This is a genomic window from Microbulbifer pacificus (assembly GCF_002959965.1).
GTDB lineage: Bacteria > Pseudomonadota > Gammaproteobacteria > Pseudomonadales > Cellvibrionaceae > Microbulbifer > Microbulbifer pacificus_A.
Genome location: NZ_PREV01000026.1, coordinates 597297 through 621300, shown reverse-complemented (window position 1 = coordinate 621300; position 24004 = coordinate 597297). Strand labels below are relative to the sequence as shown.

Sequence of the window (24004 nt, the reverse complement as noted above, 5' to 3'; positions counted from 1 at the left end):
AACGGAGAACCCGATGGTCTCTGGCAGTGAGAACAATTTCGGCTCCCCTCTACTGATCGCGATGCGACTGACACCCCCGCGTCTGGCGGATGACAGTGTGCGGCGAGAGCGGCTGCTGCGGCGCGCCTGTAAAGAAGGTGGGCCGGCGGCGCGGTTGTGTCTGGTCACGGCACCGGCGGGCTATGGCAAGTCCACTTTTCTGGCCCAGTGCCTGCGTCAACTGGACGACCAGGGCATGGCCACCGCCTGGCTGACGCTGGATGAAGACGACAACGAACGGGATCAATTCTTTCACTACCTGGCTGCCGCCTTTTGCCGGCTGAACCCGGCGCTCACCAGAGCGGCTATCGTGCGCTATCTGGGGCAGGGGGAGAGCGGCGCCGGCCGGCGTCTGATCACCGAACTGCTCGGCGCCCTTAACCCTTCGCGCAAATACGCGCTGTTTCTCGACGATTACCACCATATAGAGAACCCTCAGGTGCACGAGGCCGTACAGTTTCTGCTGAAGCACCTGCCGGACAATCTGTACCTGTTCATCGGGTCTCGCAGCCAGCCGCCGCTGCCGCTCTCGCGTCTGCGAGCGGCGGGTGACCTGCTGCAGCTGGACAGTGATGCTCTCGGATTTGACGACCAGGAGACCGGGGCGCTGTTGCGGGAGGCCAACCACCTGCAGGTCAGTGGTGAGGAGGTGGCGTTGCTGCAGGCGCGCACCGGGGGCTGGGCGGCGGTGCTGCAACTGGCGGCGCTCTCCATGCAGGGCGCGGTGGACCGCGGCCGTTTTGTCAGTGCCTTCTCCGGGGACCACACCTCGGTATCCGATTTCCTGGCTGAAGAAGTGGTGGCACAGATGCCGGGGGCGCTGGCGGACTTCCTGCGTCGTATCGCCATTCTTGAGCGCTTCTGCGCGCCTCTGTGCGCAGCGGTCAGCGGCGATGAGCAGCACAGTGCCGAACTGGTGAGGCTGCGCGACTCGCGTCTGCTGGTGCAGAGCCTGGATGATGTCGGCTACTGGTACCGGTTACACCCGCTGTTTCGCAATTTTCTCCTGCGCCAGCTGGCGTCCGCGGAAGCCGCGCAGCTGGTACAGCTGCACCGGCGGGCCAGTACCTGGTTCGAAGAAGAGGGCATGATGACGGAGGCCATTCAGCACGCCATCAGCGCCGGTGACGAGAGCCGTGCCCTCGATCTACTGGACGATCACGGCGTCAGCCTCATTGCGCAGGGGTATATGTCCCAGCTTCTCAGCGTGATCCGGCGGTTGCCGGAAGCCATGCTTGGGGAGAGCCTGGGTGTGCTGATCCAACTGACCTGGCTACAGGTGCTGAGCAATCAGCTGCAGCAGGGGCGGCGTATGCTCGATGAACTGAAAGCCCGCATGCAGACGCTGAATCTGGCGCAGCAGGTGGAAGTGCATTTGATCGAGGCCAACATCTACACCATTGACGATCAGGTGGAAAAAGCCGGCCAGCTGACGGAGGCCTGGATACCGCGGGCACCCGCCGAGCCGATTTACCTGCGCCCGACGTTTCGCCTGCTGCAGGGGCTGGTGCGCTACCACCGGCGGGATTTTGCCGGCGCGCAGGCGGTGGCGAGAGAGTTGCTTTCTGCCCCTACGGTACCGGACCTGGTATACAACCAGGCCTATGCCAGTTGTATCGAGGCGCTGACCTGTCTGGTCGGCGCCAGGATCAAGCAGGGTGTGGACCGCATGGAGGACCAGTTGCGCAATATCCTGCGCGACGTGATGCCCAGTTCCCAGGTGGTGGCGCTGATGGAATCGATGCTTGGGGTGCTTCACTATCACTGCGGCGACCGGCAGAAAGCCGAGAAATTTTTTCAGCGTGGTCTGGATGCGCAGCGAGTAATTGCCACCGTTGACCTGGTCATCGCCGTTACCCGCGCGCGGACCCAGCTGCTCTATGGACAGCACAAGCATGAAGCGCTGCTCGATTACCTGCGTGAGACGGAGCAGCTGGCGGACGCGCGCGGCTGGAAGCGTCTGCAGGCCTGCCTGGTGCATGAGCGGGTGCGCTTGCTGCTGTCCCTGGGAGAGTTGCCACAGGCGCGGCGCCGTTTCGACGAATGGCAGAACACACGCGCTTCGTTCACCGCCGTTCCGGATCACACCCGCTCGAGTATCGAGTACTGGACGCGTGTTGCCGAAGTGCGCCTGTTGCTGGCGGAAGGTAAGTTGGAGCGCGCTGAAACACATTTGCAGCCGGTTCTGGAGGAGTTTCTCCATAGCGATAACCGGTTTCGCGCGCTCGAATTGCTGTTGTTGTTGGCGCGAATCCAGCTGGCCGCAAAGCGTGAGGATCTGGCGAAACAGACATTGAGGGAAGCCCTCGCCCTGGATATGGAGCACAGTGTTATTCAGGTGTTTCGGGATGAGGGCGAGGCGGTCATCAAGGCGTTGCTGTCACTGAAAGAGGCGCTCAGGCAGACCTCCGGTACCGAGCGGCACCAACTGTGGCAGCAGCAGATCGACATCATCGCCACTCCCTATCAGAAAATTCCGCCTTCCCCCGCGCGGGAAAACGCCGAGCAGGTGGCATCCGGCCTGGTCGGGGAACTCACCAAAAAAGAGCTGGCCACCCTGGCGTTACTGGTGGAAGGTTATTCCAATAAGGAAATTTCCGAAAAACTGTGTGTCTCTACCAACACGGTCAAGACCCACCTGAAGTCCGCCTACGGAAAACTGGGCGTTTCGCGGCGCACCCAGGCGGTGCGCAGCCTGAAGCAGCTGGGAATCTTCGAATAGCCAGCGCCCGGTAGCAGGCGCCGTGAATCGTCGGACGCTCGCAATCAGATCAGTTGCGCCGCGCGTTCGCAAAACCAGAACATGGCCAGGCAGCCGATACCATAGGTAGTGGCGATCATCGCATAGCGCTGCGTCAACGTCGGAATGTTCATACGCCGCGCCAACGCAATCACGGTCAGTACCGCGGTGATGAAAAGCAGCTGTCCGAGCTCGACGCCGAGATTGAACGCGAGCAGTGCCAGCGGAATATCGCCCTCCGGAAGTCCCAGCTCACTCAGGGCACCAGCAAAACCGAACCCGTGTAATAACCCGAAGGCAAAGGCAACCAGCCACGGCCAGCGCGCCGTTGCACTCTCGTGGCCCCGGCGCACGCGGAGGATTTCGCTGGCGAGCAACACGATACTGAGTGCAATCACCGCCTCTACCGGGGTCGACGGCAACCGTACAACCCCCAGGGTTGAGAGCGCGAGGGTGATGGAGTGGGCCAGGGTAAACGCGGTCACCGTCCACAGTAATACCCGCAGGTTGCGGACGATCAGCAGCAGCGCCAGAACAAACAGCAGGTGATCAAAGCCGAACAGGATATGGTCGACGCCGTGCCGCAGATAACTGGTTGCCACGGTGAGGCCGGACTGTGGTTCGGGGACATCCAGCCAGGCCTGGCTGGGCTGTACCAGTTGCGTCGCCCGGCGGCCATCCGCGTATTCGATTCTTACCAATACATCGGTAATGGTGGCCTGCAGACCGGTGAAATCAATCCGTTGCCCGGCAATGCCTTCGGGCAACCGGAACCTTCGGTGTTCCAACAGCGAGTCGTGCAGGCGCTGGACGACCGGTTCACCAACGGTGATGGTTGTCTCCGGCAACCCCAGAGCCACCGGTAACCGTCGCCCGGACTTCACCGGGGTTCGCCACAGCATGGCGTACTCGCCGCCCGGTAGCTCGGTGATTTGCAGGTATGCGGGGCGGCTATCGTGCGCGTATCCGTGCGGGGAGAACAGCACACACGGTAACAGCAGTAACAGGAACAGTACCCGTGTCGCGGAATGTAAAGCGTTCACGGTTTGTCTCCGGGCGCATTTTCCTGCGTGCTGGCAGTGATGTTTTCCTCAACAGGCAGTACGACTTCATATTTTGCACGCATCAGTTCATAGGCGGTACGCTTGAAGCTCTCGCGCTGGTGCGCAAACCAATCCGCCTTGATTTCGGCAGACACCTCTTCAAACTCCGGAATCCGTGATGGAACGATGCTGTCGATATACACCAGGTGCCAGCCAAATCCCGATTCCACAGGCCCGCTCCATTCTCGGGGCGGAAGTGTGGACAGCTGCCTGGAAAAGTCCGGTCCGAACACCGAGGAGATCTGCATCGGTGTGCGATCCGGATAATAATCCTGGAACATGAATGGATCGCCCAGCTGATCCGCCGGTGTTGCTGAGGCGATCTCGGCAAGGGCGCTTCTGGCGGCGTTCCGGGCGTTGTCTCCGTGTCGGTCAAAGGCAAAAAAGCGATGGCTGAAGGTGATTCGTGGCGGGATGGCAAAGGTATCCGTGTGCGCCTCGTACCAATCCTCCAACTCTTTCTGTGTAGGTTCACGCAGTGCGGAAATATCTTCCGCAAGAAAGTCCATTTTCTGTGCCATGCGGCGTTTTACGATAATGTCGTTTTTATCGAGTCCCATCGCGAGGGCTTCCCGGTATAGAACTTCTTCGCGTACCCTGGTCTCGATCAGGCTGTCGAATGCGGCGGAGTGGCGGGGCGGCAGTGACTCCATGCGTAGCGCGAGCTGCATTTGCATCAGGTCGTCGGGAGTGATGACGATTTGCCTGACATCAATATCTGATTCGGTCGAAGGCGCCTGGCGCAGCGCACTGATGGCGAAGATTGCCATGCCGACGACGATGAAGTGGAACAGGGGATCGCGGATCCAAAGGGGCAGCGTCGCGACGCGACGATTCGAGGCGTTCTGGGTCTTCATATTGAAAGCCGGTTATTGAAATTATTTCTGTGCGTAGGAGAGACTGCGCGGATGCGATCCGCGCAGCCGACGGGCGTAATTACTGGCTTCGTTTCAATTTTTCCAGATCAACGAGATGTTTCGGTGTCTCGATGATTTCGTAATTGGCGTAGCCGTATTCATCGCTGCGGGCCATCAGTGTCACTGCGCCGGACTGGTACAGGGTCCAGCTCAGTGGGCCGTTGCCGAAGTGCTCGATGACCTGATTGCCTTTGATCTCATAACTTGTGGGAATACCGAGGTAGGAGTCCGCACTGGCGAAGCCGAAATGCTGTGGCATGGGATCACTGGGATTGACATTCCACAGCGCGCGCTGACCGTTCTTCTGCCACACCAGTCGGAATATGGCGCCGGTCACCCGGTTTTTGATCCAGGTATCCTTCTCAACCAACAATTTCCTGAGGTCGGCTTCGCCCAGTGGATTGATTCCTTTTTTCTTCAGATCCGCAATGCGAATACCGGCAGATTTTGCCGCGTTACGCTGTTGGTCGGTCGGCGTATACCAGATAGGGGAGCTCCAGGCTCGCTCCTGAACGGTTGCCGGTACATTTTGAGGTGGCCGGATATTCAGCTCCTTCGCCTGAATGGTCGTCCAGCGTGGTGTGGGAATTTCCAGTGCCCGGGCGTAGTAGAACGCATCCACAGACGGGTCGAAATCCGGGTCCCGCCAGACCGCTTTCAGCTCCGTTTTTCCCACGGAGTTTTTATAGGTTGCCTGTTCCAGGTCGACGGTTGACTCGATGGGGGGAACCTTTCCGGTGATGTAGTCCGGCTTGCGGTCGCCCGCCCAAACCACGTCGTACACCTGCTCAAAGGACTGCCCGTCTTTGGACCAGCCTTTGACGATCTGCACCCGATCGAGGTTGCCCGAGGTGGGATCTTTGGTTGCCCACACGATAAAACTTGGTGCCTCGCCCGCAGCGGCTGGCAGATCCCCGCCCATCGGAACACCATTTTCATAGGCGGACTTTACCCAGTCCCTGTGGTCGGCGGCGTCCCCGGCATAATTCCAGCCGCCGAAAAAACGCAGCTTGAGGCGGGGGCCGCTGGTGGCGAATGTCTCTTTGCGCTTCATACCCTCAAACAGCGAGGCGCGGGTGTTTTCATCGGCCCAGATGGCGGTGAGTCCCGCCGGATTGATCAAACGGGTATCCAGCCCCGTAAACAGATGCCCCCGCATGCGCTCTTTTAATCCGCCGTCCATTCTCGCATGCCCGCCAAAGAAATTGTCCTGGCGATAGGGCGCCGCGCCGTTGTGGGAGTCCGATCCGGCAACGATACCGGTTTTGTAGGGGTTGTAACCGCGGGTCGACTGCATGGCGATACCGGTTTTCAGGCCATCGCGCACATAACTTCCGGGGATCTTGGGGAAACGGCCATCGGGGTTTCCGAGCAAAAATGAAAAAATTTCATAGTCCGCGAATTCATCGTTGGGCGAGAGCAGCGGATGTGTTTCCGATTGTCCCTTGATCTGTTTGATCTCGGTGAGTGGTTCATTGCGCATGCGTGCTTCGGCCCAGGCCTTATCGATAGGGCGGCCTTTGAAGTTAACCTCCATCGGGAACATCAGGCCGTCGGAGACATTGGCGTTGTGGGAGATGGAGAGGAGTTCGATGCCACTGTTGCGCTGCTTGTCCATCCACGCCCATAGATCCTCTGGCGCCTGGGAGTCAAACGAGGTGAACGGCATTTCGGGAAGCTTGTCGCCGTCTTTGAAGAATACGTTCCGGTGCAAGTTGGCGTTGTTTGGCGTCGACGTCCACTCATAAGCGTTGAAGGCGGTAAATTTGCCTGGCTCGTTGGCGGCGTCTGCGGCGGCGTTGTTTTTATCCCAGATGGACGCCGCCAGTTTGGGCGCGACCAGTTCCGGGAAAGGCTTGTTCTGGATCATCGAATTTCCCAGCAGCAGATAGACACGCTGTATATCCGCGGCATCCCGTACGATGAGCTTTTTACCAAGTTCGGTTTTCGAGAGCTCGGAACCCGGGGTATTGGCGGTCTGGATAATGCCGACATATTCCGAGTGGTCGGTGACCCCCAACCAGTCCAGTGGCTGGGTGATCTTCATTTCATAGCCCAGCGCGTGCATGAGTGGTTTTCCCTTGGCGTACTCATAGGCCTGGGCCGGTGTTGCTTTGGTATCACCGAAGATAAAGGCGTCGAAAGACCAGCTGGTGTGAAGATGCGTCTCCCCGTAGTAAGCCTCGCGTCTCTCTGGATCACCCTGCGCCAGGGTGGATGCTGGTGACAGCAGTGCCAGCGCAAGTAACACCCCTGCGGATGTGCCGATCAACGATTCCCTGGTGGGATATTTGCCGTGGCGAGACATACGTGATTCTCCGTGAAAACCCTGTGTATGGTGATGGCGTGGGATCAGTATAAGTAGGTCTGTTATGTGCTTTTACGTTCTTTGACTTTTTGGCATCTAATTTATGGTGTTCGATCTGCCGAGGGGGATATTGATGGTGAGATACACGTCGCCACCACTCGGCCGGTTTTTAGTTTTGAATTCTATGTAACCCCGCAAGTTGGCAAAGATGGACCTGCTGCCAACCTGAAAGGTGTAGCCGACTTGAGGGCCAATCGCGAAGGTGCGGCTTTTAAAATCACCGAGCAGCGCTGGTTGTCCGTGATCTGGCGTAAGCTGCACGAACGCGTAGCCAACCAGACCCGTGAAGAAGTGCTCCGTCAATGATCGCGAGAGCCCGAGGTCAAGGTGTGAGTCGATGCCGCTTCTATAGTCGGTGTCCGAATTTTCCAGGTTGTAGGTAAGCCCCGCAGTGGCCGAAAACTCCCATCCGGTTTTTGTGTTCATGTAGGTATAGGCCCCGCCCGCGTCGACGGCACCATGGCCTAGCCCAAGATTGGAAAGACGGTGGGGATCGTATGCACCGACAGGAATATCGCCTGTGAGATAAGCCATCCAGTTGTGTGTGCCGCAGTCCCAGAACAGTTGCACCGTAGGATAGAGGTCGCCGAATCCGGTCAATGCATCGCTGCGCCGGGTACTCAGCGATCCGAGAGAAGAGTCAATATCTGTGCTCTCGTAACCGGGAAAAAATGCCAGTGAAAGACTGGGGCGTCCGCCGAACACCTTGGTGTCGGGCGAGTAGGTGGGGGCGATGAACTGTGCTGCGAAATCTGTATCAAGACCGAAAGTGATCTGATCACCGCGAATGATTGCATGTCCTGCTCCGGCGTTGCCTGAGTAGTAGTAGGTTTGCATCGGTAGCGACCATTCCGAGGACGGTGCGATGGCGGCAAAGCTCGCATACTGGCCTGGCAGCCAGAAGCTGGTACCGTCTTCGTCGGCCAGCGTCGCTGGTGAAACACTCAGTATGGCTAATGTGAAAAGTAAAATACTTGCAGCGTACCGCATAGTGATATTCCCGAGGTCAGCGTTTCTGAATGCCCGGTGAGGTCAGGGAATGCTCTGCCGGAGTCAGAGTGCGGGAGCATTTACCTGTCCCCCGTCGTGAGACATCTGCGTTCAGGTTCTTCTGAGCTTAGCAACAATACATATCGGATTGCGTGTCATGTGGTGGCGGTTGCTATCACCCATCGCCATATCACCCTTTGGGGTGAATCGCCTATACCGTTCTTTCTGAACAATAGTGCCTCCGTGAATGGGGAGGCTGTGGAACAGCTTTTCCGGTAGTTCATGGATATCGATCAATAATTCTAAAGAGATACTCGATGTTTCCTCGTTTTCTCTGCTCTTCTTTCATTGCTGGTGTCGCCAGGCAGCCCTTGATGCACTTTTTATTGTTGGGTGCACTGCTGTTTGCCGCTGAGCGCCTATTCAATGGCGCCGCAGACAATGCATTGGAAATTCGTGTCGGTCGCGAGCAGCTGGTAACCATGCTGCAATTTCGCGCCAAGACGTTTGATCAGGAGCGCTTTGACGACGAGCTGGATCGTATGGGTGAAGACGCTCGGCGCAAGCTGGAGCAGGAGTGGTTGCGTGAGGAACTCCTCTACCGCGAAGCCAAGGCGTTGCAACTGGATCGCGATGATTATGTCATCCGCCAGCGACTGGCCAACAAAATGGAATTTATCGCCCGTGGATTTATCAGCAATGACGGAAATCTTCCGCGCGAACAGGTGGAAGATTATTTCGACCGGCATAAGGATGATTATCTCCAGCCGGCATCCATCACCTTCACTCACGTATTTTTCTCCAGCGCAATTCACGGGCGTCAGCGGGCGGCACAACTGGCGGAGTCTGCTCTTGAAACATTGCGTGCCGATGGCGTGGCGTTCGAGCAGGCCAATGGATATGGTGATCAGTTTGCGTACCACAGCAATTATGTGGAGCGAAGTCGCGACTATGTTGCCGCTCAATTTGATGAGCAGTTTGCTCGTGAGCTGTTTGTGCCCGAAGGCGATGATGGTGAATGGCAGGGGCCGCTGGAATCGGTGCTTGGTTTCCATCTGGTACTGGTTGCCGATCGCCAGCCGGCACGACCAGCGCTGCTTGCAAACATCTACGCACAGGTTGAGGCGGATGCGCGCGAGGCGCGTGTGCAGCGTGAGGTGGATCAGGTCATTGCGAAGCTGAAAAATCGCTATCGCATCATTGATGGGAATTCCGACTCGTGATGCGCAGCTGTCTGTTTCCACTGCTTTCACTGTTTGCGTTGCTGCTGTCCGCGTCCGTCGCCGCGCATGAATTGCGCCCGGTTTACCTGCAGATTCATGAGCGTGCCGCGGGTGATTTCCTGCTCCAGGCGAAACTTCCTCGGTCACTTCCCGCGCCACCGCAAGTCGGTATGCCCGAAGGCTGTGAGGCCACTACGGCACTGGCGCTGCTGCGCCAGAGTGACGCGTTGCAACTGCGCCAGACTTTCCTCTGTGAAAAGGGCGTTGCCGGTGGCGAACTGCGCATTGAATACCCCGCGGGCAAACCTGCGACCACGACCATCGTACAACTGGACCTGTTGAGCGGTGCCAGCTACACGCAGCTGCTGGCGCCTGGGGAGGAGCACTGGTACATCCCCCAGCGTGAGGAGGCGGTCGCGGTGGCGGCGCAGTACACGCTGCTTGGCATCGAGCATATCTGGTTAGGGCTCGATCACTTGCTGTTTGTTGCCTGCCTGTTGCTGGTTGCCCGCGGACCACGGCGCTTACTGATCACCATTACCGGGTTTACCGCCGCGCACTCACTGACCCTGGCGCTTTCCACCCTGGGCTGGGTGCAGTTGCCGATTGCGCCGGTCGAGGCGGTCATCGCGCTCAGTATTCTGTTTCTCGCCTGCGAAATTGCACGGCCGCGGGCGGGTTCCTGGACCTGGCGCTACCCGGTGCTCGTCTCCTCCCTGTTCGGTCTGCTGCACGGCTTTGGTTTTGCCTCGGTGCTGGGAGATATCGGTCTGCCGCAGACGCAACTACCGGCGGCGCTGCTGGCGTTCAATGTAGGGGTGGAGATTGGCCAGCTGTTGTTTGTTGTCGCCTGCTTGCTGCTGTATGCGCTGGTCGGGCGTCTGTTGCCGACGGCACAGTGGCCGCGGTTGCCACAGCTGGGGTGTTATCTGGTGGGGACGCTGGCGAGCTTCTGGCTTTTTGATCGCGCAAGTAATTTCCTGACCTGAGCGCGTGCACCAACGAGAGAAAGACGATGAAAATAAAAATGAAACGGAACCAAACGAAACTTTCGGCAAAGCTGCTGGCGTTGCTTCTCGCTGCGCAATGCAGTGCGCCACTGTTCGCCGGGGATATAAGTACACCCTATTCTCCCCAGGCGGGGCGAAATATTCCCGACCAACTGCTGTGGGGTGATACTCACCTGCACACGCGCCTGTCGCTGGATGCGCGGGCATTCGGAGCCACGCTGGATCCAGAGACCGCCTACCGCCTCGCCCGCGGCGAGGTGGTGACCGCAAGCCGCGGCGAGAAGGTAAAGCTGTCGCGGCCGCTGAACTGGCTGGTTATTGCGGATCATTCGGATGCCCTCGGCGTAATGGATGAAATCATTACCGGGAATCCGCACCTGTTGAGTGACCCCAAAGTACGCGACTGGCACCAGCGCATCAACTCGGGTGGTAAAGAGGGCTTCGGTGCGACCATGGAATTGATTCTCGCCGTGGGCAAGGGCGATGTACCCGCGGTGATGTCCGATGGAAAGATTTCCACCCAGGTGTGGCAGGACTACGTGGCCACCGCCGACAAATTTAATGTCCCGGGTTACTTCAGCGCGATTATCGGTTACGAGTGGACGTCCATGCCCGGCGGTAACAACCTGCATCGCAACGTGCTCTACCGCGATGGCGCCGAACAGGCGGTGCGGGTGCAGCCATTTACCGCGATGGAGAGCGACAGGCCCGAAGACCTGTGGGCATGGATGAACCAGTATGAGCAAAGCACCGGTGGCCGGGTGCTGGCGTTGGCCCACAACGGCAACCTGTCGAACGGCTGGATGTTTCCGGAGATCAACCCGGCTACGGGAACACGCATCGACCGCGAGTACGCCTTGACCCGGGCCCGCTGGGAGCCGATCTACGAGGTGACCCAGATGAAAGGGGACGGCGAGGCGCACCCGTATCTCTCTACCAGCGATGAATTCGCCGATTACGAAACCTGGGATAAATCCAATCTGGGACCGGTGCCGAAAAAGCCGGAAATGTTGCAGTACGAATACGCCCGGGAGGCGTTGAAAAACGGCCTCAAACTGGAAGCAGAGCTGGGCGTCAACCCGTACAAATTCGGCATGGTGGGTTCCACCGACAGTCACACCGGCCTTTCCACCGCGGAAGAGAATAACTTCTTCGGCAAGCACTCCGGCGTAGAGCCGGACGCGGAACGCACTCGCAAGCCGGTGGGTAAGCTGGGCGATATCACACTGATGGGGTGGGAGATGGTGGGCTCCGGCTACGCCGCGGTCTGGGCTACGGAAAATACACGTGAGGCAATTTTCGATGCCATGATGCGCAAAGAGGTATATGCCACCACCGGGCCGCGTATGGAACTGCGTTTCTTCGGCGGCTGGAATTTCGAGGCTGCCGATGCCACGTCCAGTGAACTCGCGGCCATCGGCTACAGCAAAGGTGTGCCCATGGGGGGCGACCTGGCTCGAGCGCCTGAGGGCAGGGCACCGCGCTTCCTGCTGTCGGCACGCCGCGATCCGATGTCCGGCAATCTGGACCGGGTGCAGATCGTGAAGGGCTGGCTCAACGAGAACGGCGAAACCCGGGAAAACGTGTACGACGTGGTCTGGTCCGGTGACCGCGAGATGGGGCGCGACGGCGTATTGCCGGCGGTAGGCAACACGGTCAATGTGGCCGACGCCAGCTGGAGCAACCGTATTGGCGCACCGGAACTGAGTACCGTGTGGGAAGATCCGGACTTCGACCCCGCTCAGCGCGCTTTCTATTACGCCCGCGTAATCGAGATTCCCACACCCCGCTGGACAGCCTACGACGCGGCGCACTTCGAGCGCACGCAGGAATCGAATGTGCCCATGGTGACCCAGGAGCGCGCTTACAGCTCACCTATCTGGTACACACCCTGATGATCGGACTTGCAGGAGCCGGCAATCCGGCTCTTGCACGGCGCAACCCTCCTTAACCGCAGACATATGCGTTTCATCATCGCCAACTATACTGATCGCCGAACTTTTACGTTTCGGACCTGAGCTAAATAACGAGGAATAACATGGATCCGGTAATTCCACTGCTATTGGTTACGCTCGCCGGTGCTGCTGGCAGTCAGCCGGCGGACGCATCCGCCAAATCCCTGGAAGAAGTATCGGTCATCGGCCGTCGTGTGAATCTTACCGGCGAGGCGATTTCCGCATCGCAAGGGGAGGTAGGGCCCGCTGAAATCGGTGGCTGGCCGCTGCTGCGCACCGGGGACCTGATGGAGTTTGTGCCCGGCATGGTGGCCACCCAGCACTCCGGTAGCGGCAAGGCCAATCAGTATTTTCTGCGCGGATTCAACCTGGATCACGGTACCGACTTCGCCACCTTCGTCGATGGTATGCCGGTGAACCTGCGAACCCACGGGCACGGTCAGGGGTACACCGATCTCAATTTCGTGATTCCCGAAACTGTCGCGCGGCTGCGCTATCGAAAGGGCCCTTATTACGCGGATATCGGGGATTTTTCATCGGCGGGATCGGCGGAGTTCCACCTGAGCGATAACCTGCCGCAGGGGATTGCCGAGGGCAGTGTCGGGCAGTATGGCTGGCGCCGTGGGGTAGTGGCGGACTCCACTGAATTGGCGTCCACCCAGGTGCTCTATGGTGCTGAGTGGCAGACCTACGCTGGTCCCTGGAGCGATATCGATGAGGACGTGGGCAAGCTCAATCTGCTCGCGCGCATCAGCGGTGACCTGGGCAAAGGACGCGGCCGCGTGACGCTGATGAGCTACGACAACCGTTGGAATTCACCGGATCAGATTCCCGCGCGCGCGGTGGCGTCGGGCATGATTGATGCCTACGGTTCCCTCGACCCGACACTCGGTGGTGAGACCAGTCGACACAGTCTGTCGGCCGGCTGGGATGCCCCGCTGGCCAGCGGCGAGCTCAGCGCCAGCGCCTATGTGGTCGACTACGAGTTTTCCCTCTGGTCCAACTTCACCTACCTGCTTGACGACCCGCAAGACGGTGATCAGTTCAAACAGTTCGACGATCGCCGCATCTATGGATTTGATCTGGCGCAATCCTGGCGCGGCGGCAGAAGCGACTGGGAACTCGGCCTTCAGGGCCGGCGCGACGATATAGACCGCGTCGGCCTCTACCGCACCAGCCGACGCGACTATGTCTCCACGGTGCGCGAGGACGCGGTGCTGGAAGACAGCCTCGGCCTCTACGCCTCACATCAGTACCAGTTGACGGATACGGTGCGTAGTTATCTCGGCCTACGCTACGACCATTATGATTTCGATGTGGATGCGTCGCTGCCCCAGAACAGTGGCACCCGTTCCGATGGCGCCAGTTCGGTGAAAGGGAGCTTGGCCTGGCAGCCGCTGCCGGTGGCAGAATTCTATGCCAGCTATGGCCAGGGCCTGCACTCCAACGATGCGCGCGGTACCGTCATCCGGATTGACCCGAACAGTGGTGATCCGGTGGACAGGGTGGATCCGCTGGTGGCATCCACCGGCTACGAGCTCGGCGCGCGGGTTTTCGTTACCGATCAGCTGCACGGTACGCTCGCATTATGGAATCTGGAGCTGGATTCGGAACTGCTGTTCGTCGGTGACGCCGGCAATACCGAGGCCAGCCGTCCCAGCGAGCGCAATGGCCTTGAGCTGGGGGCTTACTGGTTTGCAACCGACTCGCTGAGTACCGAACTGGAACTCGCGTATACCGATGCGAGCTTCGCCGACCGCGCCCCCTCGGGTCATGATATTCCCGGGGCGATTCCATTTGTCGCCAGTGCCGCGGTGAATTACAGCGGAGAAAATGGCTGGTTTGCTGCACTGCATCTACGCCATTTTGGCCCCTACCCCCTGATCGAGGACGGCAGTGTGGAGTCCAATGGCTCATCCCTGATCAATCTGCGCGTGGGGCGCGAGTTCGATGACTGGCGTATTCAACTGGACTTGCTGAACGCGCTGGATTCCGATGACCACGATGTGGATTATTTTTACGGCTCGCGCCTGCCGGGAGAAAACGCCGAGGGTGTGGAGGATGTCCATTTCCATATTTTCGAACCGCGGGCACTGCGCGCCTCGGTGCGATATCGCTTTTGAACGCCCAGGTAAACGCAAGACCGTCCCACCGCTCATGGGCACATGTACGGTTCACCGGCTGCGCCAATACATCACGGGTTCGTGAACCCATTGGTGCAAAAAAAGTAGCTGTAGCCTTGTTGGTTCGGCGACGGTCTCCGGTGAACTCGGGCCCCTGAGTGTTATTAACCATCGGGATCAGCCGCGATAGCGCACCGGCTCGTTATTGCTGCTGAAATTTTACTTGGGGTACATCAGTACGAAGTTAACGCGGAATCCCCAGTTGTGCGGACCGGTCGTTGGGCTGTCGGCATAGTAGCGCGGGCCTACCTGAAGCTGAGCGTGCTGGTGCCCGATCTTGAACACCTTGGCGACCAGAAAGTCCAGTGGCACTGTCCACTGTTCGCTGTCCCAGTCGTAAGTGGACTCGGTCGTGAAGGTAAAGGTCCAGGCGGTAGACGTAGTGTAGGAAAAGAAGGGCTGTATAAATGCCTGGTTGACGTTCGGGTCATTGTCGGGGCCGGCGAAGGACCATATCTGGTTCACCAGCGCACCGTAAGTCCAGTGGTTCTGCTGTTTGAGCGCCACCGCGGTGGGGCCCGCGCCCCATTTCTCCGTGCCGAGCAGTTCGTCGGTGGTGGTGGGAATCAGGAATACCGGACCCGCCCCCCAGATGATGCCGTGTTCAGTTGGTTCCTTGGGAGAAAAGAACAGGCTCTGGGTGGTGGCGCCGAGGCCGGTCTGGGTGCCGCTGCCGGGAAATATCCGGCGTTGGTTGATTACCGGGAGTATCGTGCGGCTGATCAGGTTCCAATTGTCGTTGATGGAAATGGGGATCACCGGTTGGATATTCAGGGTGAAGCGCTCGCCGTCTTCCAGCGGCCCCACGTCGTAATCCCAGTTGCCCTGAAAGGGCACGCTGATCAGGCTGGCGATGGGGTTGGCGAGTTTTTTCGCCAGATCCTCACCGCTTTGCGCCAGAGCAAATGCCGGCGCCATCAGGAAAAGGCCAATAATCCGAATATTCATCCCTGCCTACCTTGGCGAATTTGAATGCATTGTGGAACTGACACAGTTTCCAGTGTAGGCGCGTTGATCGGAGTCAAGTGCTTGATTGGCGCCGGCTCCTTTTGATTGGCGCCGCGTCAACGCAGATGTTCTGCTGTCGGGATATGCCGGGAGATATGTCAACAATCAGGGAAATACTTCCACTCTCTGCGGCTTCGCAAGGTAATTACCAGGCACATAAGGCAAATTCCCCAGATTATTTCCTTCACAATGACAGAGTTTAAATCTTCGTGAGGATGATCGGCACAGAATTCGGATCACTCCATCAGCTCTATCTCGCCGGGCCTCCAGGTTTTATCAATCCACGCCTCCTGCGGGCCGTACATACGCAGGATGATCATCCAGCTCTTGCCCGGAATCGTCTGCAACCAGTTGCCTTCCTTGCCTTGGGGAGGTTTGGGTGAAAAGTAGATGTCGTAGGAGCCGTCGGTATTTTTCTGCATGCCCTCGGTTTGGCTACCCACGGTGGGAAACTGCTGGTCGGTTTGCAGCAGTGAACGGGTTTGGGTGTCGTATATAGTCACCGCCCAGAAATCTTTTACCGGCACATTGGGCGGTAGCCTCAGACGGTAGGTTTTGGAGCCATCCAGAGCACGCTTTTTTGAATCCGTGCCGTTGATGCCGTAATCCGAGCCGGCGCCGGGACGGGTGAGCGCCATCGCTGGAGTGACACCGATGGCATTGTAGTGAAAGAAGGCCGCGGCCATGGAATCGTACGCACCGCTATAGGTGAAGGTGGTGTTCTTGTCTGCGTACCCCATAACCCAGCCGCTGCCTTCGCCATAAATGTAATTGCCTTTATTGCGCGGATAGAAGGTATTGGCACGGGCGATGGCATTGCCGATGGCCACGGCATCGGTCAGCAGTCTCCTCATGCGTGCGTCGGGTTTAAATGGCTTGTCCTTGACAATGCCGATGGACGCGTAGAGACCGCGGGTGACGGGGTCCAGAGAGTCGATCGGCTCGTACTGCACTGCGGCGTTCAGCTGCTCATAGAAACTGAAATCGTTGGCGGGGATGGTGTTCATTTGTTTGCCGGAGGCATTGATGAACTCGGTCGCCGGCGGATTGCTCGCCTTGGCGAGCGGGTAGACTCGCAGATGCTTTTCGATATTTTCCACCGCCGGTTTCAGGCCTTTGGCAATGGAGCCGCGCAAGAACAGCCAATTGCGGTAGGTGGGGGCCTTCAATATGAAATAGCCATTGGGAACATCACCCTTGTAACCGGGCGGCAGCACTAGGTATTTACCGCCTTTCCCCTTGTCCTGCCCTGCGGGGCCAAAGTTGCCAATAAATTTGAACCAGGCGCTGTCGAGCGCGCCGAGCATACCCGGCGGTATCTCGATCACGGTGGCGCCGTCTGTCTTCAGATCCAGGGTGGAAATGGCGTATAGCGTGGAGGTATTGCCAGTCAGAATCAGCGCTGTGGAGTCCAATAGGTCTTTGAACAGTTGGATCTGGTTGGGCCTCTCCCAGCCAATGGCTTTTGGCCCCGTATACAGGGCGTACGCGGAGGCTGTAGGCAGGCCGGTGATGTACGCTTCGGTACCACGCATGCGATCGAGCACATCGTAGGCGGTCTGCACCGATTTTAGGTCGGGGACTCCATCAAAGAAGCGAAAGGTACCAGCCGAAGTTTCCACAGTGTCCGGCGTGGTAATCGACGCTGGCATGTCCGTGGTCATCTTGTATTTGGGCGTGTCTGCGAAGGCGTTCGTGGCGACAGCTGACAGCACGGCGGTATAGATGAAATTTCTTAACATCCTTTTCCTCGGAAGTTTTCTGTCACCAAGTCTTGCTTGGCTGCACACATTCCCTGTCTGCAGGCGCGAGCGGACAGGGCAAAGTGGGGCGCTGGCTAAATCGCACAATTCCGTTAAACCCTAGTACAGGATGGCATCGGAGGTGTGCGCTTCTGGCGCAATAATGGATGATCAACCCAGCCGGCGCAGAATCACCGGGTAGCTGTCCGGTAACAGCCTGACCAGCCAGAAAATAGTGCGCGACAGATGGCCGGTGAGTATGCGCTTTTTCCCTTTGCGTAGACCGCGGAGGATTTGCGCGGCGCAGGTCTCTGGCGGCGTCACCAGCATTTTCTCTGCCTGCGCCAGAAATTTCTCTTCTTCGGTGCCGGCGGCTTTTACCCTGCGCCCGGCGCGCTCAATGTTGGTTTTGATACCACCGGGGTGTACACACACAGCGCGCACGCCGGTGCCTTCCAGTTCCTGCCAAAGACATTCGGTCAGGCCGCGCACGGCAAACTTCGACATGTTGTAGGCACTCTGGCTGGGGAACGCCAGCAGGCCGAATACGCTGGAGATGTTGATGATGCAGCCTTCGCGTTGCGCCAGCATCATCGGCAGGAAGGCCTTGGTGCCGTAGAGCACGCCGTAGAGATTGAGGTTCAGCTGCCACTCGTACTCCTCGATATCCGTATTGGCGACGGTACCGACCACGGTGGCGCCGGCGTTGTTGACGACATAGTGGGCGGTGCCGAAGTCGCGCTGCACTTCGTCCGCGTGATCGAACATTGCTGCCCGCGAACTGGCATCCAGTTGGTAACCCCGCGCCTCGATGTGAGCGGGCAGCATGGCAAGGGTGGCATTCAATCCCGCGTCATGGATATCGGAAAGCGCCAGACGCGCGCCGGCCTCGGCAAATTGAACCGCGAGAGCCCGGCCGATACCGGAACCGGCGCCGGTAATGACAACCACTTTATTCTCGAACATATTTTTCTCCTGTGAGAGAAACACTATTTCTGGAAAGCCGAATCAGGCTGCCTGTTGACGCAGCGGCCACCAGTGCAGAAAACCGAACAGCAGGGTGAGTATCAGGCTGGTTGCCAGAGGGCCCGGATAACGGGACACGATACGAAACATCGCCACCGCTTCCAGCAAGTGTGCGGCCAGCAGGAAGAGCGCGGTATACAGTAGTGGCGTTTCCGCGCCGAACGGCAGTGGTGTAAACAGACCCACCAGCGCCAGCAGATAAATCGCCAGGCAGCCACCTTTCAATATTGTTGTCATGATTCAGTCACTTGGTTACTTACTGAGAATATGAATCGCAAGGGCAGCTTCCTCGATACCCTGTAAACCACCACCGTTTTCCTGAATGGCGTGGCGAGCGCCAACCACCTGCCGCGCACCGGCCTCACCGCGCAGCTGCGTTACCAGCTCGTACAGCTGGCCGATGCCGGTGGCGCCGAGGGGATGGCCCTTGGATTGCAGGCCACCGGAGGTATTGACCGGGATGCGCCCGCCGAGGGTGAAATCCCCGCGCTCCGCGGCTGGACCGCCTTCTCCCAGTGGTACCAGGCGCAGGTTTTCCGCCTGGATGATTTCACCCATGGCGGAAGCGTCGTGTACTTCGGCTACCTGCATATCTCCGGGGCCGAGCCCGGCGGTTTCATAGGCGAGATCCGCCGCGCGGCGGCCTACGTGCAGCTCGGGCTTCTCCAGCGGGCGGTGGCTGAAACTCTGGATTACACTGGCGGCGACTCTGATGCAGCGTTTTCTGTCGGCACCAATGCGCTTGAGCCCTTCCTCGGTACACAGAATGGCCGCGGCGGCACCGTCGGACAGTGGCGCACACATGGGCAGGGTGATGGGGTAGGTAATGGGCGGCGCTGCCAATATTTCTTCCACCGTGAACGGCTGGCGAAACTGAGAGTTGGGGTTGTGCACCGAATGGCCGTGGTTTTTGGCCGACACCGCAGCAATCTGCCGCTGCGTAGTACCGAAGGTCTTCATATGGAAGCGACACATGGCGGCGTAGATATCCATAAACCGGCTGTAGGGGCGCTCGGAGGTAGAACCTTCCGGCACCGCTACACCCTCGCCCATTTTTACCAGCGTCCGGTAATTCTCTTCCGCGCGGGATACATCCCAGCCGCCTTCAAACAGTGCGAAGGCTTTGGCTTTATCGGGGATATTCATTTTCTCCGCACCCAGTGCCAGCGCCACGTCGGCGCTGCCGGCTTTCAGGCTCTGCACCGCCAGATGAACGGCGGAACTGCCGGAGGCGCAGGCATTTTCCACGTTGAAGATCGGAATGCTGTGCACACCGATCTTGCTGAGCACCACTTGGCCGGGAATGGAAATCTGGCCCTGTAGCGGGCCGTTGGTCATGCCGGCGTAATAGGCGATGCCCAAATCGTCGGTGGTGCAACCCGCATCGCGGAGCGCGCCTTTTAGCGCTTCGCCGGCGAGATCGTGGAGGCTGCGTTCAAGATGCCGGCCGAACACCGTCATGGCGATACCGGCAATGTAGATATTGCTCATCAGATTTTCCGCTCGCTATCGGCCCAATAACGCGCGCGCAGGTCTTTTTTCAGCACCTTGCCTACGGGGCTGCGCGGCAGCGCGTCGATAAAATCCACGGACTTGGGCGACTTCACCGAGCCGAGTTTTTCCTTGCACAGGGCAACCAATTCCTCGGCGGTCGCGCACTGCCCCTGATTCAGTTCCACCATCGCTTTTACCGTTTCGCCCCACTGTGCATCGGGCACGCCGATTACCGCGCAGTCCCGCACCGCCGGGTGGCTCCAGATCACCTGTTCCACTTCGCTGGGGTACACATTGAAACCGCCGGAGATGATCATGTCTTTTTTGCGGTCGGTGATATGCAGGTAACCGTCGGCATCGATATGGCCGATATCACCGGTATGCAGCCAGCCGTCGATAATGGCTTCGGCGGTTTTTTCCGGGGCTTTGTAATAGCCTTTCATCACCAGGTCGCCGCGCACGCAGATCTCACCGCTTTCACCGGCAGCGAGAATTTCTCCCGCTTCGTTCATGATTTCGCAACGGATCAGTGCGTTGGGGCGGCCGACGGAAGACAGGCGCGTGTCGGAAGCGAGGTTGCCATCGGTATCGAAGTGCTCGTCGGGGCGCAGGTAGGCGATGGAGGCGGGGGCTTCGGTCTGGCCGTAGCCGCCCATCATCACCGGGCCGATGGTGTCGATAGCCTGTTTCAGTTTCTCCACGGACATGGGCGCGGCGCCGTACATGAAATATTTCAGCGACGAGAAATCCACTTTCTGTTTCAGGTCGGGAATATCCAGCAGGCGGTAGATGACCGTCGGCGGCAGGAATAATTCGGTGACCTTGTATTTCGGGATGGCGCCCAGCAGCAGGGCCGGGTCCGGCTTGGTCACCACCACTACGGTACCGCCGAGTGCGGAGCAGGGCACCGACAGCAGGCCGGCCGTATGGGTGATGGGGGCCGCGGCCAGGTTCACCGGGCGCTCGTTGCCTCCCCTCTCACCACCATAGGTACAGCGCATCATGAAATGCGCGCAGAAGGCCTGGGTACTGCGGTGGGTGTTCATCACGCCCTTGGGTGCGCCGGTGGTGCCGCCGGTGGCGGACAGCATGATCACATCGTCCGGGTCCACCGGCACTTCCGGTTTACTGGCTGGCTGGGTTTCCACCCAGCCGTTCAGGGAAATACTCTCGATCACTTGCGGTGATTCGCCATCGACACAAACCCAGAGTCGGATTTTCGGCAGCCGCGACTGCAGCGCGGCGATGGTGTCGGCGAACGCCTGTTGGAAGAAAAGAATTTCGCAATCAAAGGCGTCCAGCACATAGAGGTTTTCCTCCACGGCATTGCGTGCACCCACGGGAATCCAGCACATGTTGGCGCGCCACAGGCCGAGGGTGCAGGTCCAGGCCGTCACGTCGTTGCCGGCCCAGACCGCGCCTTTGGTTTCTTTGCCGAAGCCTTCGGCGAGCAGCGCGTTGGCAATGCGGCAGGACAATTGACCCACTTCGTTGAAACTGTAGTGGCGGTCGTCCTGGATATACGCGCTGCCCTCCGGATTGCCGCGCCAGCCGCGGTCAAAGAAATCGATAATGGCCATGGGAAATTCCTCGAAACAGGCGCGGCTCCCGAAAGCGGGAGCCGCGGCGATGGCAGGGAATAACTGCGCGGCAGTTACAGTTGAGTGACGGAAGCGCGCGCCAGGCCGCGTTCTTCGAGGAAGCCCAACAGGTAACGGTGACCGAAGGCCTTGGAGCCGGAGGCGAAGCCCACCTTGTTGGTTTCACCTTCCAGCAGTTTGATGACCGCGGCGGTCTGCAGGGCGCCGGTGGCGATATACGCGGTGGTACCGAAGACTTCCGCGCGCACCGCGGAAAGCTGGCCGCGACCGATGGCGGTATCCACCATACGCATTTGCGTGGTGCGCTCCCGCGGCGGCATGCTCGGAGTGGTGGACGCCACTACCTGCCTGATCACCTCATCCTGGTGTTCACGCGGCAGGTCCCTGTACTCCTCTTCCCACTTGTAACTGAGCTGGTGCACCTTCTGCATCACGTCGTTATCGTAGAAGCCGACGGAGGAAACACAGCTCTTCACCCGTGAATCTTTTTCGAAATAAATCGGCAGTGAGGTACCGCCCCAGGGCAGGGAGAACACCGGCTGCATGAAGTGCGGCGAGGTGATGTTGAAAGAGGTGTGGGGGGCGTGCTCTTTCAGTTTGCCGTCCCACAGGTAGTATTCGCGCGCACGCAGCATTTCAAAAATGGACGCGGTGGAACCCACGGTAACCCCGGCGACACCTTCGCGTGGGCCGCGGCACAGGGTGGTGGTTTCCAGCGCGTCAATGCCCGGGTGCTCCAGTGCGAGTTCCGCGGCAATTTCCGCGAAGGTGTACATGTACGCGAGCGAGGGGGAAACCAGCAGGCCCGCCTGACGGAACTGCTCGCCATACTCGTCGCGCACGGTGCGGATGTATTCCTGTTCGCCGGTGGTGTCGATGTGGTGGCAGCCCGCTTTCAATGCGGCTTCAACGCCGACCAGACCAAAATTCACAAACGGACCGACGGTGTTACACACCACCTTGGCGCCGGTAAAAGCCGTTGCCAGACTATCGACAGTGTGTTCCGCTTCGATGATTTCGTAGGTCGCGGATTCCAGGCGCACTACCCGCTGGGACATCATTTCCTGTACGCGCCCGGCGTTGCGGGCCACGGCGGTGAAGGGAATATTCTGATCGATCAGCCAGTCCATGATCAGCATGCCGGTGTAGCCGCTGGCTCCATAAATGACTACGGGATATTTGGCCATTGTTTTCTCTCCTCAATCATTCTCATTGTTTTTGGAATCAGTTCTGGGTCCAGCCTTCGGCATAGAGTTGCTGGGCCAGCAGCCCCAGGCGCATGGTGAGTACACGGTTTTCGCCGTCTTCGATCAGCGCGGCGCGGGCGTCGCGCACCAGTTTTTCGATGGGGTATTCCCGCGAGGTGCCGGCGCCGCCAAATAGTTGCAGCGCTTCGCCGGCCACATGCATGGCTTCCTCGGTGACGGTGACCTTGGCAGACGCGGTGGCATAGGGATGGCTGTTGGGCGACAGGCGCGCAAACGCCAGCGCGCGGCGTGCGGTGGCCCGCGCCAGTTCCACTCGGCGCAGCATGTCGCCGAGGCGGAAGCGAGTGAGCTGGTGGTCGATCAGCAGGCGGCCACCCTGTTTGCGTTCGTGGCAATACTGCAGGGCCATTTCAAAGGCGGCGCGCGCCACACCGGTAAACACCTGGGACATATGGGTGCCGGCGTAGGACCAGGTAGAGGCCATGTTCCCGTAGTACTCGTCTTTCAACGCCACCGCGTAACGTTTCGGCACGCGTACATTGTCGAAATAGATTTCACCCTGGGGCAGGGCGCGCTGGCCGATTTTGTCCAGCGGTTTGCCACGGGTAACACCGGGGAGATCCAGGGGCACGATGACGCTCAGGCCGTTCGGTCGTCCATCCGCCTCGAAAAAGCCGTCGCCGTAATCGGCGGCCATATAACAGAGTGCCACCTGCGCTACGGCGCCGTTGGAGACCCACGCCGAGCACTGACCGTTGATGACAATGTCATCGCCGCGCACCTGTGCCCACAGGTTGCCCTTGTTGCCTTGCTGGCCGGGCACCCATTCGCGGGCCATGTCGAACACCTGCACATCGCTGCCCCTGTCCGGCTGGGTAATCACCCAACAGCCGATTTTGCCGGTGCACAGCTCGATCAGTTCGCGGTCGCCCATGGCGGTGGCCATCTGCAGGGGGAAGCCTGCGGCGCCGAGCGATACACCGAGGCCGGCGTCGCCCCAGCCAAGCTCCTCGCCAATCAGGGACTCCACGCGCACCGCCATTTCCGGGGGGAGTTCCGACAGCAACTCCGGGCTCAAACCAAGTTTGGCGAACTCGGCAAAGGCGCTGTAATAGGGGGAGCCGGGAGCAACCACGTCATCGGCACTCATCCTGTCCAGCTCCGCGCCCAGCGGACGCAGAGTATCGCGGGCGAAACGGTGCACGGAGGCCTGGATGGCTGCTTCCTCTTCGCTGAGCGGCGTTTCAAAGCCGGAGAGTCCGACGTCCGGCAGGGTCAGTTGGGTTTTCAGTTGCATCGCTATCGGTGCCTCGCGCGTATTTGTTATCTGCAGCGCACAGTGTGCGCCGTCGAAGGCGCTGGTGACTTTCAGCAACTGTGCGTATCTTTATCAAAAT

17 protein-coding genes are annotated in these 24004 nt (G+C 59.1%); 5 read left to right on the top strand and 12 right to left on the bottom strand.

Going from position 1 to position 24004, the window contains the following annotated elements; translation table 11 throughout:
- The first annotated feature begins 13 nt into the window (after positions 1-13).
- Positions 14-2761 carry a LuxR C-terminal-related transcriptional regulator gene (locus tag C3938_RS03145; protein ID WP_158681543.1) on the top strand — a complete coding sequence of 916 codons (2748 nt, stop codon included), beginning with the start codon at positions 14-16 and terminating at the stop codon, positions 2759-2761.
- A 44-nt stretch (positions 2762-2805) separates the two neighbouring features.
- Here the strand turns inward: C3938_RS03145 and C3938_RS03140 are convergent, their stop codons facing one another.
- The 4 genes from C3938_RS03140 to C3938_RS03125 all read right to left on the bottom strand — a co-directional run bounded on the left by C3938_RS03140 (position 2806) and on the right by C3938_RS03125 (position 8157).
- Positions 2806-3822: a HupE/UreJ family protein gene (locus C3938_RS03140; RefSeq protein WP_199775480.1), complete on the bottom strand. Its 1017-nt coding sequence runs from the start codon at positions 3820-3822 to the stop codon at positions 2806-2808.
- Positions 3819-4739, bottom strand: a complete 921-nt coding sequence (locus C3938_RS03135; protein WP_105101792.1) for a peptidyl-prolyl cis-trans isomerase — start codon at positions 4737-4739, stop codon at positions 3819-3821. The genes C3938_RS03140 and C3938_RS03135 overlap by 4 nt, the downstream gene beginning before the upstream one ends.
- A gap of 79 nt (positions 4740-4818) precedes the next feature.
- The gene (locus tag C3938_RS03130; RefSeq protein WP_105101791.1) at positions 4819-7107 is read right to left on the bottom strand and encodes a DUF3604 domain-containing protein; all 2289 of its coding nucleotides are present in this window, start codon (positions 7105-7107) and stop codon (positions 4819-4821) included.
- A 96-nt stretch (positions 7108-7203) separates the two neighbouring features.
- Complete coding sequence (locus C3938_RS03125) at positions 7204-8157, bottom strand: SphA family protein (RefSeq protein WP_105101790.1); 954 nt, start codon at positions 8155-8157, stop codon at positions 7204-7206.
- A 374-nt stretch (positions 8158-8531) separates the two neighbouring features.
- Between C3938_RS03125 and C3938_RS03120 the strand changes: the two genes are divergently transcribed.
- The 4 genes from C3938_RS03120 (at position 8532) to C3938_RS03105 (ending at position 14468) form a co-directional block, all read left to right on the top strand.
- Positions 8532-9380 carry a peptidyl-prolyl cis-trans isomerase gene (locus C3938_RS03120; protein ID WP_158681542.1) on the top strand — a complete coding sequence of 283 codons (849 nt, stop codon included), beginning with the start codon at positions 8532-8534 and terminating at the stop codon, positions 9378-9380.
- Positions 9380-10369, top strand: a complete 990-nt coding sequence (locus tag C3938_RS03115; RefSeq protein ID WP_105101788.1) for a HupE/UreJ family protein — start codon at positions 9380-9382, stop codon at positions 10367-10369. Before C3938_RS03120 ends, C3938_RS03115 begins: the two co-directional genes overlap by 1 nt.
- Positions 10370-10407: 38 nt before the next feature.
- The gene (locus C3938_RS03110; RefSeq protein ID WP_105103195.1) at positions 10408-12285 is read left to right on the top strand and encodes a DUF3604 domain-containing protein; all 1878 of its coding nucleotides are present in this window, start codon (positions 10408-10410) and stop codon (positions 12283-12285) included.
- Positions 12286-12428: 143 nt separating this feature from the next.
- Complete coding sequence (locus C3938_RS03105) at positions 12429-14468, top strand: TonB-dependent receptor (RefSeq protein WP_105101787.1); 2040 nt, start codon at positions 12429-12431, stop codon at positions 14466-14468.
- A gap of 219 nt (positions 14469-14687) precedes the next feature.
- Here the strand turns inward: C3938_RS03105 and C3938_RS03100 are convergent, their stop codons facing one another.
- The 8 genes from C3938_RS03100 to C3938_RS03065 all read right to left on the bottom strand — a co-directional run bounded on the left by C3938_RS03100 (position 14688) and on the right by C3938_RS03065 (position 23982).
- Positions 14688-15476, bottom strand: coding sequence for a transporter (locus C3938_RS03100; protein WP_233998620.1), 789 nt, complete (start codon positions 15474-15476; stop codon positions 14688-14690).
- 296 nt (positions 15477-15772) lie between these two features.
- Complete coding sequence (locus C3938_RS03095) at positions 15773-17278, bottom strand: DUF1254 domain-containing protein (protein WP_105101786.1); 1506 nt, start codon at positions 17276-17278, stop codon at positions 15773-15775.
- A gap of 171 nt (positions 17279-17449) precedes the next feature.
- The gene (locus C3938_RS03090) at positions 17450-18244 is read right to left on the bottom strand and encodes an SDR family NAD(P)-dependent oxidoreductase (RefSeq protein ID WP_105101785.1); all 795 of its coding nucleotides are present in this window, start codon (positions 18242-18244) and stop codon (positions 17450-17452) included.
- 42 nt (positions 18245-18286) lie between these two features.
- Positions 18287-18541 carry a hypothetical protein gene (locus C3938_RS03085; protein ID WP_105101784.1) on the bottom strand — a complete coding sequence of 85 codons (255 nt, stop codon included), beginning with the start codon at positions 18539-18541 and terminating at the stop codon, positions 18287-18289.
- A 15-nt stretch (positions 18542-18556) separates the two neighbouring features.
- Positions 18557-19795 (bottom strand): thiolase family protein, encoded by a 1239-nt coding sequence (locus C3938_RS03080; RefSeq protein WP_105101783.1) that lies wholly within the window; start codon positions 19793-19795, stop codon positions 18557-18559.
- Positions 19795-21378, bottom strand: coding sequence for an AMP-binding protein (locus tag C3938_RS03075; RefSeq protein ID WP_105101782.1), 1584 nt, complete (start codon positions 21376-21378; stop codon positions 19795-19797). Before C3938_RS03075 ends, C3938_RS03080 begins: the two co-directional genes overlap by 1 nt.
- A 74-nt stretch (positions 21379-21452) precedes the next feature.
- Complete coding sequence (locus C3938_RS03070; protein WP_105101781.1) at positions 21453-22586, bottom strand: saccharopine dehydrogenase family protein; 1134 nt, start codon at positions 22584-22586, stop codon at positions 21453-21455.
- Positions 22587-22623: 37 nt separating this feature from the next.
- The gene (locus C3938_RS03065; RefSeq protein WP_199775479.1) at positions 22624-23982 is read right to left on the bottom strand and encodes an acyl-CoA dehydrogenase family protein; all 1359 of its coding nucleotides are present in this window, start codon (positions 23980-23982) and stop codon (positions 22624-22626) included.
- Positions 23983-24004 lie beyond the last annotated feature (22 nt).